This is a genomic window from Achromobacter spanius, from assembly GCF_002966795.1.
GTDB lineage: Bacteria > Pseudomonadota > Gammaproteobacteria > Burkholderiales > Burkholderiaceae_B > Achromobacter > Achromobacter spanius_D.
The window spans coordinates 3,311,342-3,328,148 of record NZ_CP023270.1 but is presented as its reverse complement, the minus strand read 5'-3'; the positions used below and the strand labels follow the sequence as shown (position 1 = coordinate 3,328,148).

The 16,807-nt window shown below is 67.0% G+C and carries 16 protein-coding genes; 9 read left to right on the top strand and 7 right to left on the bottom strand.

Annotated features, from left to right (window positions below; all coding sequences use genetic code 11):
* Window positions 1-49: 49 nt before the first annotated feature.
* From CLM73_RS14880 to CLM73_RS14865, 4 genes are all read right to left on the bottom strand, one after another.
* A complete protein-coding gene (locus CLM73_RS14880) occupies window positions 50-664 on the bottom strand; it encodes a response regulator transcription factor (RefSeq protein WP_105239080.1) in 615 nt (204 codons plus the stop codon).
* Window positions 661-2,100: a sensor histidine kinase gene (locus tag CLM73_RS14875; RefSeq protein WP_105241539.1), complete on the bottom strand. Its 1,440-nt coding sequence runs from the start codon at window positions 2,098-2,100 to the stop codon at window positions 661-663. Before CLM73_RS14875 ends, CLM73_RS14880 begins: the two co-directional genes overlap by 4 nt.
* 56 nt (window positions 2,101-2,156) lie before the next feature.
* Entirely contained in the window at window positions 2,157-3,320 is a 1,164-nt protein-coding gene (locus tag CLM73_RS14870) for an HPP family protein (RefSeq protein ID WP_105239079.1), read from the bottom strand.
* Window positions 3,321-3,438: 118 nt separating this feature from the next.
* Complete coding sequence (locus CLM73_RS14865) at window positions 3,439-3,891, bottom strand: MarR family winged helix-turn-helix transcriptional regulator (RefSeq protein ID WP_105239078.1); 453 nt, start codon at window positions 3,889-3,891, stop codon at window positions 3,439-3,441.
* A gap of 82 nt (window positions 3,892-3,973) precedes the next feature.
* On the opposite strand from CLM73_RS14865, the gene CLM73_RS14860 reads away from it, so the two are divergent.
* Window positions 3,974-5,779, top strand: a complete 1,806-nt coding sequence (locus CLM73_RS14860) for a chloride channel protein (RefSeq protein ID WP_105241538.1) — start codon at window positions 3,974-3,976, stop codon at window positions 5,777-5,779.
* A gap of 74 nt (window positions 5,780-5,853) precedes the next feature.
* On the opposite strand, the gene CLM73_RS14855 is transcribed toward CLM73_RS14860, so the two are convergent.
* A complete protein-coding gene (locus CLM73_RS14855) occupies window positions 5,854-6,762 on the bottom strand; it encodes a LysR family transcriptional regulator (RefSeq protein ID WP_105239077.1) in 909 nt (302 codons plus the stop codon).
* 183 nt (window positions 6,763-6,945) lie between these two features.
* On the opposite strand from CLM73_RS14855, the gene argC reads away from it, so the two are divergent.
* Window positions 6,946-7,878, top strand: coding sequence for an N-acetyl-gamma-glutamyl-phosphate reductase (gene argC / locus CLM73_RS14850; RefSeq protein ID WP_105239076.1), 933 nt, complete (start codon window positions 6,946-6,948; stop codon window positions 7,876-7,878).
* Between the two features lie 67 nt (window positions 7,879-7,945).
* Here the strand turns inward: argC and CLM73_RS14845 are convergent, their stop codons facing one another.
* Window positions 7,946-8,833: a LysR family transcriptional regulator gene (locus CLM73_RS14845; protein ID WP_234015634.1), complete on the bottom strand. Its 888-nt coding sequence runs from the start codon at window positions 8,831-8,833 to the stop codon at window positions 7,946-7,948.
* 157 nt (window positions 8,834-8,990) lie between these two features.
* On the opposite strand from CLM73_RS14845, the gene CLM73_RS14840 reads away from it, so the two are divergent.
* Genes CLM73_RS14840 through CLM73_RS14825 form a run of 4 tightly spaced genes read left to right on the top strand, consistent with a single transcriptional unit; the run spans window position 8,991 to window position 13,369 of the window.
* Window positions 8,991-10,562, top strand: a complete 1,572-nt coding sequence (locus CLM73_RS14840; RefSeq protein ID WP_105239074.1) for an ATP-dependent acyl-CoA ligase — start codon at window positions 8,991-8,993, stop codon at window positions 10,560-10,562.
* A gap of 37 nt (window positions 10,563-10,599) precedes the next feature.
* Complete coding sequence (locus CLM73_RS14835) at window positions 10,600-11,913, top strand: MFS transporter (protein ID WP_105239073.1); 1,314 nt, start codon at window positions 10,600-10,602, stop codon at window positions 11,911-11,913.
* Window positions 11,910-13,058, top strand: a complete 1,149-nt coding sequence (locus CLM73_RS14830) for a thiolase family protein (RefSeq protein WP_105239072.1) — start codon at window positions 11,910-11,912, stop codon at window positions 13,056-13,058. The genes CLM73_RS14835 and CLM73_RS14830 overlap by 4 nt, the downstream gene beginning before the upstream one ends.
* The gene (locus CLM73_RS14825; RefSeq protein ID WP_105239071.1) at window positions 13,055-13,369 is read left to right on the top strand and encodes a Zn-ribbon domain-containing OB-fold protein; all 315 of its coding nucleotides are present in this window, start codon (window positions 13,055-13,057) and stop codon (window positions 13,367-13,369) included. The genes CLM73_RS14830 and CLM73_RS14825 overlap by 4 nt, the downstream gene beginning before the upstream one ends.
* A 27-nt stretch (window positions 13,370-13,396) precedes the next feature.
* Here the strand turns inward: CLM73_RS14825 and CLM73_RS14820 are convergent, their stop codons facing one another.
* On the bottom strand, window positions 13,397-14,251 hold the full coding sequence (locus CLM73_RS14820) for a TlpA disulfide reductase family protein (protein ID WP_105239070.1): 855 nt from the start codon (window positions 14,249-14,251) through the stop codon (window positions 13,397-13,399).
* Window positions 14,252-14,431: 180 nt separating this feature from the next.
* On the opposite strand from CLM73_RS14820, the gene CLM73_RS14815 reads away from it, so the two are divergent.
* From CLM73_RS14815 to CLM73_RS14805, 3 genes are all read left to right on the top strand, one after another.
* A complete protein-coding gene (locus tag CLM73_RS14815; RefSeq protein WP_056561484.1) occupies window positions 14,432-15,223 on the top strand; it encodes an amino acid ABC transporter substrate-binding protein in 792 nt (263 codons plus the stop codon).
* A 130-nt stretch (window positions 15,224-15,353) separates the two neighbouring features.
* On the top strand, window positions 15,354-16,007 hold the full coding sequence (locus tag CLM73_RS14810) for an amino acid ABC transporter permease (protein WP_056561483.1): 654 nt from the start codon (window positions 15,354-15,356) through the stop codon (window positions 16,005-16,007).
* 31 nt (window positions 16,008-16,038) lie between these two features.
* Window positions 16,039-16,791: an amino acid ABC transporter ATP-binding protein gene (locus CLM73_RS14805; RefSeq protein ID WP_105241537.1), complete on the top strand. Its 753-nt coding sequence runs from the start codon at window positions 16,039-16,041 to the stop codon at window positions 16,789-16,791.
* Window positions 16,792-16,807: the final 16 nt, after the last annotated feature.

Below are 16,807 nucleotides of genomic sequence, written 5' to 3'. Positions count from 1 at the left end.
TATACGCCCGACTACGCCCGCGCCTCCGTAGCGTTACGGAGGCGGCGCTTCAATCGAGCAGCGTCGCGTACTGGCGGATCAGTTGCGCCAGCGACTCGGCTTCCAGCTTGGCAAAGACGTTGGCGCGGTAGGTCTCGACCGTGCGCGGCGACAGGTCGAACTCGCGTGCGATCTCCTTGTTGCTCATGCCGCGCACGATGCGCTCCAGCACCTCGTGCTCGCGTCCCGACAGGCGCGCCAGGCGGTCCGCCGCCGCCTGCGTGACGGCAAGGCGCTCGCGGCTGGCGATGTGCGTGCGCACGGCCGCCTGGACCGCATCGAGAAACACGTCGTCGTCGACCGGCTTTTGCAGGAACTCCATGGCGCCGCCCTTGAACGCGCGGCGGCACAGGTCCACGTTGGCGTGGCCGGTCAGCATGACCACGGGCAGGTCGGACCGTTCGGCAAGCTGCGCCAGCACGTCCAGTCCGCTGATGCCCGGCATGCGGATGTCCAGCACCACGCAGCCGATCACCGGCTGCGCCAGCGCGGCAAGAAACGCCATCGGGTCCGCAAAGCCCGCGCTGCGCAGGCCGACGCTGCGCAGCAGCAGTCCAAGACCGTCGCGGACCGCGTCGTCGTCGTCCACCAGGTAGACCAGCGGGGAATGATCGTTGGGATTCATGCGGCGGCTCCGGCCTGCGGCAGGCTGACGGTAAAGCATGCGCCAGCGGGGCTGAGGTTACGCGCGGCGATGCGGCCATCCATCGAGCCCGCTAGCGTATCGCACAGCGCCAGGCCCAGCCCCATGCCCTGGTCGCGGGTGGTGAAGAACGGCGCGAAGAGGCGCGGCATCGCGTCCGCGGCAATGCCCGGGCCGGTGTCGCTGACGCTGAACTGGTAGCTACCGTCGGCGGCGCGGCCTTCCAAAGCAATCTGGCGCGCACCCGAAGCGCCGTCCAGCGCGTCAGCCGCGTTCTGCACAAGGTTGTGCAGGATCTGTTCGAGGGCCACGCGATCGCCCAGGGGCCGCGCACCGGGACTGGCGTTGGTCCAGGTCAGGCGGATGCCTTGTCTGGCAAGCTCGGGCTCGCGCAAAAAGCGCAGCGACGCCACCAGCGCGTCGGGGTCGATGGCTTCGCGCCGCGCGGGCGAACTGGGCTGCACCAGCGCGCGCATGCGGCTGATGATGTCGGCCGCGCGTTTGGCTTGCTCGGCGCTGGCAAGCAGCGCGTGGCGCACAACCGGACGCTCGTCCTCGTCATCCAGCAGGCGTGCGGCGGCGCGGGTTTGCGCCAGGATCGCGGTCAGCGGCTGGTTGAGTTCGTGCGCGATGCCGGCGGCCATTTCGCCCAGTGTGCTCAGGCGCGCCATGGCCGCCAGACGCACCTGTTCCTGCTGCCGGCGCGCTTCGGCGCGCGAGCGTTGCCAGGCGGCGGCGCCGGCCACCAGCAAGCCGCTGGCCGCGACCCAGGCCAGCCACGCGGTCCACGGCCAGAATCCGGGTGTGAGCGTGCGGGTGCTGCGCATCTGAAACGGCTGGCTGGCCGCTCCCAGCGGCTTTTGCAACGCCAGCGGCCAGCCGGGCAGCGCGTCGTGGGGTTGTTTATCGAGCAAAGGCAGCGGATTGCGGTCCACGGTCAGCGTCAGGTTGCCCAGGCCCGGCGGAAAGTCGGCGGCGGGCACCAGTTGGCGCGCGTCGATCAGCAGGCTCCACCCGGAAGGCGACACCAGCCAGTAGCGCGCGTCGTCCACGGCGATGGTCACGGGGCGGCCCAGTTGCCGCGCGCGTTCCACCGCCTGTTGCAGGCCAGCCGGCTCGGGCAGGCTGCCCGCCCAGACGCCGCCGGGCAGATGGCCAAGACCCAGCAACTGCGGCATGGCTGGCTGCAGGCTGGGAAATAGGCGTTCGGGGGCAGGGGGATGCGACAACGCGGCCAGCGTGGCCAGGACGGCTTCGTGCTGCACCGTCTTCTGGCTCAGCATGCGCTGGGCGATGCTGGTGCTCTGGAAGAAGCGCTCGTACTGGTCCACGTATTCCTGCCGCGCGATCCAGATTGCGCCCAGAAAGAACAGGACCAGCCAGCAGATGAAAGCGCGCGTGCGCGAGAGGGGATTCACGCCGGCAATTATGCCTTGCGGCAAACGCGCGCCGGAATCCGTAGGGCTACGGAGGGTCAGGCGGCCAGCTTGTGGGGCCCGGCGCCGCCCGCCGGCTGTGAGTTGGCGGACACCGCCATCTGATACAACGCGGCCACCAGGTCCGACTGCGTCACCAGACCCTGCAGATGGCGCGCCTCGTCGAGCACCGGCACGCAATGCAGGCTGTCCGACATCGGACGCGCCAGCTCGATCACCGGCAACCCGGGCGTGGCAAAAGGCACTTCGCTGCGCATGCAATCGGCCACCAGCAGGTCCGGCGCGGCTTCGGCTTCCGTCGCGACCGGCGTCAGGCGGCTCTTTCTTGCCAGCACATCGCCCTGGGCGATCATGCCCGCGTAACGGCCAGCCGAGTCCAGCACGGGCAGGACCTGCACGCGATGCTTGTCGAACAGTCGGATCGCGTAGTCCAGCGGGTCCTTTTCCATGACCGTCACCACGTCGCGCGACATGATGTCAGCGCAGCGCACGTCGCCAAAACGGCGCACGCTGGCGCGCAATTCGGCTGCCAGCACGATCTCTTCCAGGTCTTCCTTGCTGATGTCCAGAAGCTCACCGCGCTGGGTCAGCGCCTCGTCCAGGTCGGCGCTCGAAAAGCCCAGCCGCGCGCTGGGAATCGGATCGCGCGTGTTATGGCCGACGGCCGGCTCCGCATGACGGCGGGGGTAGTTGCGTTTCAGCGCGCCGTTAAAGACCACGGCGATGCACAGCAGGATGACGGAATTGAGCGCCACGGGCCACAGCGCAAAGGCATAACCGAGCTTGGCGACAGCAGGGCCGCCCAGCACGGCTGTCAGCGCCACGGCGCCGCTGGGCGGGTGCAGGCAGCGCAAGGAGAACATCGCGCCAATGGCAAGCGCCACGGCGACGGCCGCGGCGATGCCGGGGACGGGAATGAACTGGGCGCAGAAGACGCCGATCAGCGCAGACACCAGATTGCCGGCCATCAGCGACCAGGGCTGGGCCAGCGGGCTGGCCGGCGCAGCAAACAGCAGCACGGCCGATGCGCCCATCGGGGCGATGAACCACGGATTGTCCGCGCCGAGTGCGTGGCGTCCCACCCACTCGGTGCAGAACAGACCGAGCAGGGCGCCTACCGCACCGTAAAGTTTTTCGCGTCCATTGACGCCCACCGGCGCTGGCGCGAACGACCCCAGCCAGCGCTTGAATGCAACACCCAAGACAATCTCTCCTCGCGACGCATCGATATGTCGCGGGGCGACAATTTATCACGAGGCTTATTTCCTGGCGGCATGAGCTTATGCCGCGCAACCCGGTTTGGCAGGAGGAAAGGGGGGATCAGCCGTTGCCGGTCTCGTCGCCCATGCGTGCCAGCAACCGCGTCAACAGCGGACGCATGGCGTGCAGTTCTTCGAGGTGCGAGGCGGACAGGTCTGCCAGCATGCGTTCGCCCTTGGGCGTCAGGACGACTTCGACGCGGCGTCCGTCTTCGGGATCGGCTTCGCGGCTGACGAGATCCAACCGCGCCAGACGGCCCACCAATTCGGCGGCAGTGTGCGGTCGGATCATCAGGCGATCGGCGATTTCACCGACGTAGAGTCCGCGTCGCCCCGGGGCGCTCTTGCGGGTGCCTTTGATGGCAAGCAGCGCCTGATGCTGCTGCGGCATCAGGTCCAGGCCCGCGGCCGCGCTTTCGCTGAACGCGGCGAATTTTCGCAGCGCATAGCGGAAATCCGCGAGCAGTTCGTAGTCGGCGGGAGACAGGCGAGAGGGTGTCGTGGAGGCGTTCACCGGGCGATTCTAATATATGTCGTGCTACGATATATATGACTTTTCGCAAACTTCGTGCGAATACTTCCAATCTTCCTTGACCATGCCCCCCATTTCTTCTTCCGCCAAGCCCGGATTGCGGCTTGGCGACTTCACTACCGACCGCCGCGTCGTCCTCTTGATGGGCCTTGCCATTCCGGTCGGACTGGCCAGCGTCGCCGCCGCCTGGCTGCTGCTTCGCCTCATCGCACTATGCACCAACCTGGCCTATCACGGCCTGTTTTCGTTTGCCGACCTGCCCATCACGACAGGGCGGCTCGGACTCGGTTCGGTGTTTATCCCCGTCGTCGGCTGCCTCATCATTGGCCTCATGGCGCGCTACGGCTCCGAGAAAATCCGCGGCCATGGCATCCCAGAAGCCATGGAAGCCATCCTGATCGGCAAGAGCCGCATCCAGCCGAAGGTGGCGGTGCTCAAGCCCGTGTCGTCGGCCGTGTCCATCGGCACCGGCGGCCCGTTTGGCGCTGAAGGACCCATCATCATGACCGGCGGCGCGATCGGCTCGCTGCTGGCGCAAACCATCCACCTGGACGACGGTGAACGCAAGACGCTGCTCGTCGCGGGCGCGGCCGCCGGCATGACCGCGATCTTCGGCACGCCACTGGCCGCTGTGTTGCTCGCGGTCGAACTGCTGCTCTTCGAATGGAAGCCGCGCAGCTTCCTGCCCGTGGCCGTGGCGGCGCTGGTAGCGGCCGCGACGCGCGCCTTCATCATGGAACCCGGTCCGATCTTTGCGTACGCCGGCACGCTGGCTTTCACGCCGTGGCACCTGGTGGCCTGCGCCGCCGTGGGCGTGCTGGCGGGCTTGGGATCCGGCGTGCTGACCTCGCTGGTGTACGCGGCCGAAGACCTGTTCGAGAAGCTGCCGATCCACTGGATGTGGTGGCCAGCCATCGGCGGCCTGGCTATCGGCATTGGCGGGCTGATCGAGCCCGCCGCGCTCGGGGTGGGCTACGACAACATCCGGCACATGCTGGCGGGCGATCTGGCGTTCCAGGCCGTGCTGGTGCTGCTGGTGGTCAAGGTCGCCATCTGGTCGATCGCGCTGGGCTCTGGGACGTCTGGCGGCGTGCTGGCGCCGCTGCTGATCTTCGGCGGTGCGCTGGGCGCGCTGGCGTCGCCCGTGCTGCCGCAGGCCGATCCCGGCTTCTGGGCGTTGGTGGGCATGGCGGCGATGATGGGCGGCACCATGCGCGCGCCGCTGACGGCCACGTTGTTTGCGGTGGAGTTGACCGGCAACATGCACGCGCTGCTGCCCGTGCTGGCGGCCTGCGTCTTTGCCTACGGCGTGACGGTGCTGCTGCTCAAGCGGTCGATCTTGACCGAGAAGATCGCGCGCCGCGGCCATCACATCAGCCGCGAATACCGCGTGGATCCGTTCGATCTGCTGCGCGTGGCCGATGTGATGACCACGCCCGTACAGACGCTGCCGGACACGATGACGGTGGCGCAGGCCGTCGCGCATTTCACCACCGCGCAGCCGGTGCATACGAGTTATCCGGTGCTGGACGGCGAGGGCGTCGTGGTCGGCGAGGTCACGCGCGCCGACACCTTGGCGTGGGCGCTGCAAGGCGAGCCTGACGAGCGGACGCTGGCGCAAGCGTTGGACGGGCGCGAGCTGGTGTACGGACACGCCGATGAACTGGCCAGTCAGATCGCGGACCGGATGGCCCTGTCCGGGGCGGGACGGGTGCCTATCGTTGATCGGGATAGCGGCCGGCTGCTCGGGATCGTGGGTCGCAAGGATTTGTTCCGGTCGCGTGCGCGGCGGCTGCGCGAGGAAAGCCAGCGGGCGGCGTTCTTCCGCCGGGCGCCGGCTGCGGCGGGGCGGCTGGGGAAGACGGGGTGATGATGCCCGGCGGGCCTTATCGGTCCGCCACGCAGGGCTGTCGTGCCGGCCAGCAGGATCAGACGCCAGTTTGACTAGGCCGCCGCCGTGCCTTTAGCGCCCGACGCGCGCAGTTCCCACAGCACGTCCAGCACGTGCTGCGTGGCCGCTTCCACTTGCCCCGCGCGATGGGCGATGCCCAGCGGACGCCACAGCGCGGGCCGCACCGGCCGCATGATGACGCGGGGATCGGGTTGCGGCGCGGTGGCCTCGTGCGGCAGCAGCGTCGCGCCGTAACCTGCCGCCACCAAGCTCTTGATGGCGTCGTTGTAGTTCAACTGAATGCGCGCGCGGGGGTTGAGTCCGGCGGCTGCGAACCATTCTCCGGTCAGGCGCGACAGCCGCGTGCTGGCGTCATTCAGAATCAGCGGCCGTTCGGCCAGCCACGCGGGCGTGAGGCGCGCCGGCGCTTTCCATGCCGCCGGCAGAAAGGCCATCACCGGGTCGCGGCGCCACGGACGCAGCACCAGGCCGTCAAGCGGCGGCTGGGGCAGCGCCACCAGTCCCACGTCCAGCGTGCCATCGGCCAGCCGCAGCAAGGTCTCCTGCGACGTCAGCACCGCCACCTGCACGTCGATGCCGGGGTGGTCGCGACCGAGTGTTTCCAGCGCCTGCGGCAGCAGGTGGGCGATGGCTCCGGTGGACGCCCCAAGCCGCACACGGCCCGCCAACCCTTGCACCTGCCGCTGCACGTCGTCCAGCGCCTGGTCCGCCTCCGAGAGCAAGCGGCGCGCACGTTCCAGCAGTGTTTCTCCGATGGCCGTGGGCCGGACCTGACCGCGCTTGCGCGTAAGAAGCGGGGCGCCGACGCGGGTTTCAAGGTCCGACACGTGCAGGCTGACGGTGGGCGGCGCCAGATGCAGGGCGCGCGCGGCGTCGGCGAACGAGCCGAGGTCGGCAATGGCGACAAGGGTGCGCAGACGGTCCAGGCTGATTTCGCGCATGGGAGTTTCCGGGGTTCGGTGTCGGCTTTGGTTGCGGATTCGGGGTCGGATCCAACATCGGCTCAATTCAGAAAAACTGAATCAGCCGATCATGATATTCGACTTTTCTTATGTCGTCGCCAGATCGAAGATAAGGTCCATTCCTGAACAAATCAGGCAACGCCGAACCACCCGGACAGCATCATGACCCAACCTCTTGTTTTCATCGACGGCGACCAGGGCACGACCGGTCTGCAGATCCACGAACGGCTCAACGGCCGCAGCGACCTGCAACTGCTGACGTTGCCTGAAGCCGACCGCAAGAACCCGCAGCGCCGCGCTGACGCGATCAATTCCAGCGACATCGCGATCCTGTGCCTGCCCGACGAACCCGCGCGCCAGGCGGCCGCGTCCGTCGTCAACCCCAAGGTGCGCATCATCGACGCCAGCTCCGCGCACCGCACGGATGCGGGCTGGGTGTACGGGTTTCCGGAAATGAGCGCTGGCCAGCCCGATCGCATCGCCCACGCGCTGCGGGTCAGCAACCCGGGCTGCTACCCCACCGGCGCGATTGCGCTGCTGCGGCCGCTGGTCCAGGCGGGTTTCGTGCCTGCCGACTATCCGGCGGTGATCAATGCGGTGTCTGGTTACTCGGGCGGCGGCCGTGCCAGCGTCGATGCGTATGAGGGCGCCGACGGACCGCGCGGCCCCGCATTCCAGGTCTACGGCCTGGGCCTCGCGCACAAGCACACGCCCGAGATCGAACGGCACGCGGGCCTCACGCAGCGTCCAGTGTTCGTGCCGTCCTATGGCGCATTCCGCCAAGGCATCGTCCTGACCATCCCGCTGCATCTGCGCCTGCTGCCCGCCGGCGTCGATGCCGAGAAGCTGCACGCGTGCCTGCAACGGCACTACGCAGGCGCGGCGCATGTGCAGGTCGTGCCGCGCGACGAGGCCGCCGCGCACACGAACCTGAACCCGGAGGCGCTGAACGGCACGAACGATCTTCGGTTGGGCGTCTACGGCAATGCGCAACACGGCCAGGTGTTGCTGACGGCCGTGTTCGACAACCTGGGCAAGGGCGCCTCGGGCGCGGCGGTGCAGAATCTGGATTTGATGCTGGCGGCGATGGCGTAAGGTCCGACGCGGGCCCGGGGTCAGCAACGCGGCTCCAACGTGCTCCACGAAGATCCTGCGCGCTACGCTAACAAGGCTCGTCGTGATCAGCGAGCGTCGCCACTACCAGGTTTCTCAACCATGCTGTTCCGGGATCGCTTTCGAAACGCGCATGCCAATGCACCGTGACACATAACGGCGGCAGGGCGATGGGCAGATGCCGTACTTCGAAATCGTGAGTCTGGTTGAACCAGAGCGCGGCGCGATAGGGCAGGGTCACGGTCAGGTCGGTGCGGCGGACGATTTCGGCCGCCGCCGAAAAGTGCGGCAAGGTGAGATACGGCTGGCGATGCAAACCGGCCTCGGCCAGCACATCGTCGAGCAGACGATGGGCGCTCGCGCGCGATGCGACCAGGATGTGATCGAGCCGCTTGTACTGGCCGCGTGTCAGCCCCGCGGCCAGTACGGGATGCCCGCGCCGCCCCATGCAGACATAGCGCTCGCTGAAAAGGTCCGCGTGACAGGTGTGGCGGCCCAGGCCGGCCAGGTTGCCGATGGCCAGATCCACTGCACCGTCCTTGAGCGCCTGCGGCAAATCCTCCAGCGGCACTTCCCGAACCTCGACCTGCAGGCGCGGCGCCTGCGCGTGGACGCGTTCCATCAGCGGCGGCAGGAACACCATTTCGCCGATGTCCGACATCGATAGTTGAAACCGCCGCGTGCTGGTGGCGGGCTCAAAGTGCTGCCGAAGGCTGACTGCCTCGGCAAAGCTGTTCATGCCTCGCTCAATCGGATCGGCCAGCGCAAACGCGACCGGGGTGGGCTGCATGCCGGAGGGCGTGCGTTGGAATAGGGGATCGCCAAATTGCTCGCGAAGGCGGCCCAGCGCGTAACTCACCGCGGGTTGCGTCAGGTTCAGCCGCTGTGCCGCGCGCGTCACGCTGCGTTCGTGCATGACAGTCAGGAAAACCCGCATGAGATTCAAATCGAAGTTCATGCATGCCCTTGTTATGAATACGTTTTATAAGTCGAATAATAGCCATAAATTTGACACATAAATAGTTGATTCCTAGACTAATTCCACAGGGTCGCGGGCTGCTTGCCGACGGCCGGACAACTGGGGAAGCGTCGCCATGCATGCGTTGACATTGCCGTCGTTGTTGCAGGAACAGGGCGTGCGCCTGGCCGAGCACCTATGGGTGCAGGCGCCGGGTGGGAGCCTGCGCTACGGCGACGCGGCGGCTCATGCGGCGCAATGGGCGGCGCGGCTGACAGCCGCCGGCATCCGGCGCGGGGACCGCGTCGGCCTGATGGCGGGAAACCGGATCGAGTTCCTGTCGGTGGCGCTGGGCTGCGGGTGGATGGGCGCCGTGGTGGTGCCCATCAACACGGCCTCGCGCGGCATGCAGTTGCAGCACATCCTGGCCAACAGCGGCTGTGCGCTGGTGGTGGCGGATGCCGCATGCTGTCCCGCGCTGGCGGCGTTGGACGGCGCGTCGTTGGCGGTACGTCAGATCTGGCTGCTGGATGCAGAGGCGGGCACGGCGTCCCTGCCTGCGCCGGCCTGTGCGCCGCCCGACGCACATGCGCAGGACGTGCAGCCCGCGGCCGACATCCGGCCCGGCGACACGTTTGCCATCCTGTACACGTCCGGCACGTCGGGCCTGTCCAAGGGCGTGTGCTGTCCGCATGCGCAGTTCTACTGGTGGGGCAGGATCGCCGCGCGCAATCTGGAAATCTCACAGGATGATGTGCTCTACACCAGCCTGCCGCTCTTTCATACCAACGCGCTCAATGCCTGCTTTCAGGCCCTGGTGACCGGTGCAAGCATTGTCTGCGACGAGCGCTTTTCCGCCAGCCGGTATTTCGACCGCCTGCAAGCGAGCGGTGCGACCGTCACCTACCTGCTTGGTGCCATGGTGCCCATGCTATTGGCCCACGAACCGGCCGCTGCCGAACGGCAGCACCGCACCCGCATCGCGCTGGCGCCGGGCGTGCCGGCACGCTTTCACGCGGTCTTCGCCGAGCGCACAGGCATCGCGCTGCTGGAAGGCTATGGCTCCACGGAAACCAATTTCGCCCTCGGCGGCACGCTGGCGCAACAGCGCGCCGGCTGCATGGGCCGCGTCGCGCCGGAGTTCGACGCCATGGTCGCGGACGGCCAGGATGCGCCCGTTCCCGATGGCGAGCCGGGAGAACTGCTGCTGCGCGCCCGGCCTCCCTTTGCCATTGCGACGGGCTACTTCGGCATGGACGACAAGACGGTGGAGGCCTGGCGCAACCTGTGGTTCCACACGGGTGATCGGGTGGTGCGCGACACGGATGGCTACTTCCGCTTTCTGGACCGGCTGAAGGACGCGATCCGGCGGCGCGGCGAAAACATTTCGTCCTATGAAGTGGAGCAGGTGCTGCAGTCGCATCCTGCGGTCGCTGCCGTGGCGGTCTACGCCGTGCAATCGGAGCTGGCCGAGGACGAAGTCATGGCCGCGCTGGTCTACAAGACCGGCCAGACCATCGCGCCGCATGCGCTGCTGGATTTCTGCCAGCCCCGCATGCCGTACTTCGCCGTGCCGCGCTACCTGCGCGTCGTCGACGATCTGCCGCGCACCGAGAACGGCAAGATCCGCAAGTTCCGCTTGCGGGAAGAAGGCATCACCGGCGACACCTGGGACCGGGACGCCGCCGGCTATCGCGTGGCGCGCTAGGCGCCACAGATCCATTCAAAGCGCACAAGGGGCGGCAATGACGATGGCATACAAAGGGGCGGCGGTTTCCGCCAGCGACGATGCGCGCAGGAAGCGCACGCGGCGCGTCGTGATGGCGTCCGTCGCGGGCAACGCGATGGAGTGGTACGACTTCTTCATCTACGGCACGGCGGCGGCGCTGGTCTTCGGCGAACTGTTCTTTCCCAAGGGCACCGATCCGCTGCTGGGCACGATGGGCGCGTTCGCGGGCTTTGCGGTGGGCTTTCTGGCGCGGCCGCTCGGTGGCGTGATCTTCGGCCATATCGGCGACCGTTACGGCCGCAAGCTGGCGCTGGAATGGACGTTGGGCCTGATGGGCGCCGCGACGTTCCTGATCGGACTTCTGCCCACGTATGAGCAGATCGGGTTCTGGGCGCCCGTGGCGATGGTCGTGCTGCGCATTCTGCAGGGGGCGGCAGCCGGCGGAGAGTGGGGCGGCGGCGTGCTGCTGATCAGCGAGGCGGTGGGCGGCAAGCGCCGCGGCTATTTCTCGTCGTTCAGCCAGTTGGGCGTGGCGGGCGGGTTCGTGCTGTCATCCGGCGTCTTCATGCTGGCGCAGCAGTTGCCGCAAGAGGCGTTCATGAGTTGGGGCTGGCGCCTGCCGTTCATCCTGAGCGTGCTGATCTTCGGCGTGGGGCTGTATATCCGCAAGCACATTCCGGAAAGCGACGAGTTCGTGCAGGCGGCCAAGACGGCCAAGCGCGGCATGCCGGCCGTGGAAGTGTTCCGTCGCTACCCGCGCCAGGTCTTCACCGCGATGGGCCTGCGTGTCGCGGAGAACGGCGGTTCGTACATCTTCCTGGCGTTTGCGCTGGCGTATGGCAAGTTCCTGGGCATTCCCAACGACGTGATGTTGGGCGGCGTCCTGCTTTCCATGTTCATCGAACTGGGCACCCTGGTGTGGTTCGGTCATCTGTCGGACCGCATCGGGCGTCGTACGGTTTATCTGATCGGTTCGGTCGGGTTGATGGTGGTGGCCTTTCCATTTTTCTGGATGGTGCAGACCAAGGCGCCGCTCTGGATCTTCCTGGCGTTCTTCCTGGGCAATACGATTTGCCACGCAGCCATGATCGGCACGCAGCCTGCCTATTTCGCCGAGCTGTTCCCGGCCGATGTGCGCTATACGGGGCTGGCGCTGGGACACGAACTGGCATCGGTTTTCGCGGGCGGCCTGTCACCGCTGATCGCGATGGCGCTGCTGCGCAAGTACGAATCGGCCACGCCGGTGGCTTGGTTCCTGGTCGGGATGGCGGCGGTCACGGTGGTTACGCTGCTGCTGACGCGCGAACCTCCTCGTCAGGCCGAGGAATGAGCAGGGATCGCAGCCCGGGCATCGTCGGCGTGGGCGAAACGCCGTCATTGCGCCGCCCCGGCGCAGATTGCGCCACGGCGGGGCTCATGGCGCAGGCCATCGGCCAGGCGCTGGCCGGCGCCGGACTCACGCCCGCGCAGGTGGATGGGCTGGGCGTGGCGTCGTTCACGTTGCGGCCGGACCGGGCAATCGACCTGGGCTGGCGGCTGGGGTTGCGGCTGAAGTGGTGCATGCAGGACGAGATGGGCGGGGCCAGCGCCATCAATCTGCTGCGCCAAGCCTGGCTGGCGTTGGAGGCCGGGCAGGCCGAAACCATCGTGCTGGTGGCGGGCGACCACTTCACCGGCGCGGACTTCGCGGCGCTGGTGCGCGGCTACAACCGCAGTGCCCAGGACTATCTGAGCCCCCTGGGCTGCGCGGGTCCCAATCCGCTCTTTGCCATGGTGACGCAGCGTCAAATGGAACGCTGGGGGCTGCGGCGAGAAGACTATGGGCGGTTATGCGTGGCGCAACGGGCCTGGGCGTCGGCCAATCCGAATGCCGCGTACCGGCAGCCGATGACGTTGGCCCAGTATCTGGAAGCGCCCATGGTGGCGGCGCCGCTTGGCAGGCTGGACTGCGTGCCGGTGGTCAGCGGCGCCAGCGCGTTGGTGCTGCGCGCGCGGCCCGAAGGCGTTTGCGTGCGGCTGCTGGCCAGCGACGCGCGTTACAACTGGGACCAGCAAGAGGGCGACGGCCTGCAGACCGGCATCGCGGAGTTCGCGCCTGCGCTGTGGCGGCAGGCGGGACTGGGTCCGCAGGACATGGACGTGATCAGCGTCTATGACGACTATCCCGCCATGGCGCTGACGCAGCTGTGTGATCTGGGCATTGCGTGCCCGGACGATCTTCCGGCATTCATTGCAAGCCGGATCGCCACGCGGGCGTTGCCGGTCAACACGGCTGGCGGGCAGTTGTCCGCCGGGCAGGCCGGCACGGCAGGCGGGATGCATGGCCTGGTCGAAGTCGCGCGCCAACTACTGGGCCAGGCGGCCGGCCGCCAGTTGCCCGGCGCGCGCCATGGCGTTGCGACCGGCTACGGCATGGTTCAGCTTCGGTATGGCATGTGCGCCAATGCCGCGGTGCTGGCACGGGAGGACGCATGAGTATCAACATCAGCCAATGCAGCGATTGCGGCCACCGGGTGTTCCCCGCGCGGCTCTGGTGTCCGGCCTGCGGCCACGACCGCGCGCACCCCGCAGCCGTGCAAGAGGCCGAGGTCCTGACATGGACGGTAATCCCTGCGCAGGGCGCGGAGCCATCCGCCTTCCTTGCTACCGCCCGCGCGCTGCCCAAAGGCCCGATCCTGGTCGTGCGGCTGGATACGGCGCCGTCGCGGTTGGGACAGCGGGTCGACCTGATCGATCGTGGCGGGGAAGGTCTGCCCTTGCCTTGGGGGCGCCTTCGTCCTGACTGAAATTCGTGGCAGATCGGACCGAAATGTTCAGTCCTGGCCGCCTTCTTCCTGGAGGGTCTCCAGACGCTGGGCGAGCGTGGCGGCGGACAGTTCTCCCACGCGCAGATCGACCACCCGTCCATTGGCATCCAGAAAGAGCGTGGCCGGCAGGCCGTGATTGCTGAGCTGGCGGGACGCGTCGCTGGCGGGATCCCGCAGGACATTGCGCAGCGCCGGGGCGTGCTCGAGCAGGTACTGCGCGACCTCGGGCGCGGTCTCGCCCTGGTTAAGAAAGACGAAATTCACGTCCGGATGGGCGGCCTGCGCGGCCTGGAAGGCGGGCATTTCGCGCCGACACGGCGGACACCAGCTTGCCCACAAGTTGATGACGGTGGGCTTGCCTTGAAACGCGGACAGGGCCAAGGGGCCGCCGTCCATGTCCTGCAGCTGAAGCTGCGTGAGCACGGTTGGCGACTTATCCGACGGTGCCAGCAGCCGGCTCCCAGCCAGCCAGGTGGCCGTGGCCAGCACCAGGGCGCCCAACAGGGGAAGTCGGGGGGCGGCGCGACGCAGCAGTGTTGCCACCGCGTAGGCCCAGGCGACCGACAGCCCCAGCATGCCGGCCCAGCCGCCGTCGCGCACATCCAGGATGGCCATCGGGGCCTGCGCGAATTGTTCGCGGAATTGCCAGACAAAACCCAGCCGCGCGGCGACCAGACCGGCAATCAGTGCGCCCCACAGCACGCCGGACACGTCCACGCGGCGGCCGTCCTCACCCCGGGCGCCGTTCCCATCCCGGCGGCCCAGCAGGCGCGCCGCCAGCAGGCCGACGGCTACCGCGGCGACGAGCACCGCCAGCTCGGCGGGAAATACGAGGGGCCCAAGACGGATGGCGGGGGGCATGCGGGATTCCAGGGGGAAGAGGGGCATCAGCCTAGCATGGGGCGCCCTTCGGGCAGGCGGACGAGCGCCAGAGCCGGGCCGCCGCCGGCACTTCCTCGCGGGAGCGCTAAAATACCGCCTCGCGGCTTACCGCCCGCTTTCCCGGCTTTCTTCAAATCTGCGCCTCGCGCCCTCACAACGATGAAAAAACTGACTGCTGTACTTCTTGTGTCCGCAACCGCTCTGCTCACGGCTTGCGGTCCCAGCGACAATGCGCCCGCCGCTGGCGCCCAAGCGCCGGCCACGCCGAAGAAGGTCGTCGTTGGCCTGGACGACAATTTCCCGCCCATGGGCTTTCGCGACGCCAGCAACCAGATCGTCGGTTTTGACATCGACATGGCCAAGGAAGCCAGCAAGCGTCTGGGCATCGAAGTGGAATTCAAGCCGATCGACTGGAGCGCCAAGGAAGCCGAGCTGAACGGCAAACGCGTCGACGTGCTGTGGAACGGTCTGACCATTACCGAAGAGCGCAAGAAGAACATCAGCTTCACCGCGCCCTACATGGCCAACCACCAGATCATCATCGTGGGCAATACGTCGCCGGTGAAGGTCAAGAATGATCTGGCTGGCAAGGTTATCGGTGCGCAGGACGGCAGCAGCGCCACCGACGCCATCGCCAAGGACCCGGTTGCCGCGCAGATCAAGGAAGTGAAGAAGTTCGGCGACAACGTTACCGCGCTGATGGATCTGGCCGCTGGCCGTCTGGACGCCATCGTGGTGGACGAAGTCGTGGGCCGTTACCTGATCAGCAAGCGTGCGGGCGAGTACCGTGTGCTGGAAGAGAACTTCGGCACGGAAGACTACGGCGTTGGCGTGCGCAAGGACGACACCGAGCTGCTGGCCAAGCTGGACAAAACGCTGGATTCGATGAAGCAGGACGGCACCGCCGGCCGTATCGCCACCCAGTGGTTCGGCGCCAACATCATCAAGTAAGCGCGAAGGCGCCTGCGGCCTAGGTGGCCGGGGCGCCTTTGCCGTTGCAGTTCGCAGCCCGCCGCAGTGCCGCAAGGCCAGGCGGGCTTGCCCATGATTCTCTCTTGCCCTCGCGGCGCGAACCCACTGCATGGACTACGTACTCTCCCTTCTGGGGCCCTTGGCGCAAGGCGCGAAAGTGACCTTGACGCTGTTTTTCATCACGCTGGCGCTGGCCGTGCCGCTGGGGCTGGTGCTGGCCCTGGCGCGCATCTCGAAGTGGCCGCTGCTTAGCCGCGCGGTCAATGGCTATATCTGGCTGATGCGCGGTACGCCGCTGATGCTCCAGATGCTGTTCATCTACTTCGCGCTGCCGTTCGTGCCGGTGATCGGCATCCGGCTGCCGGATTTCCCGGCCGCGGTAGTGGCGTTTGCGCTGAATTACGCGGCGTACTTTGCCGAGATCTTCCGGGCGGGCATCCAGTCGGTGGATCGGGGGCAGTACGAGGGCAGCAAGGTGCTGGGCATGACGTACCTGCAGACGCTGCGCCGCATCGTGCTGCCGCAGATGGTGCAGCGCGTGCTGCCGCCCATGAGCAACGAGACCATCACGCTGGTCAAGGACACCTCGCTGATTTACGTGCTGGCGCTGAACGACATCCTGCGCACGGCGCGGGGGATCGTGCAGCGCGATTTCACGACCACGCCGTTCCTCGTCGCCGCCGCCTTCTACCTGTTGATGACGCTGCTCCTGACGTGGTTCTTCCAGCACATGGAAAAGCGCTATGCAAAATATGACCAGTAATTCTCCGGCCGGACTCAGCGCGCGTCCGGTGATGATCGAAGCCCGCAACATCGTCAAATCGTTCGGTTCCAACCGCGTGTTGGACAACGTGTCGTTGAACCTGGAGCAGGGCGAGGTCGTGGCTGTGATCGGTCCGTCGGGGTCGGGTAAAAGCACGTTTTTGCGCTGCCTGAATCATCTTGAGACCATCGACGAAGGCTGCATCGAGATCGAAGGCGAGACGATGGCCGCTGCGGTGCCGGGTGGTCGCAGCCAGTACGCCAGCGACGGCGACGTGCGGCGCATCTGCCGCAAAATGGGCATGGTGTTTCAGTCGTTCAATCTGTTCCCGCACATGACGGTGCTGCAGAACATCATCGAGGCGCCGATCACCGTGAAGGGCATGTCGCGCGCCGAGATCGTGCCCAAGGCCGAAGAACTGCTGCGCAAGGTAGGCCTGTCGAACAAGCGCGACAACTATCCGACGCGCCTGTCCGGCGGCCAGAAGCAGCGCGTGGCCATTGCCCGCGCGCTGGCGATGGAGCCGGACATCATGCTGTTTGACGAGCCGACGTCGGCGCTGGACCCGGAGCTGACGGGCGAAGTGCTGCGCACGATGAAGCAACTGGCCGACGAGCGCATGACGATGCTGGTCGTAACTCACGAAATGGGGTTTGCGCGCGAAGTGGCGCATCGGGTCATTTTCATGGACGATGGCCGCATCGTCGAGGAAGCGCGGTCGGCGGAGTTTTTTGCGGCGCCTCAGCATGCCCGCAGCCGCGAGTTCCTGGCGCATATGCTCTGATCCGAGCCGCCGCCGC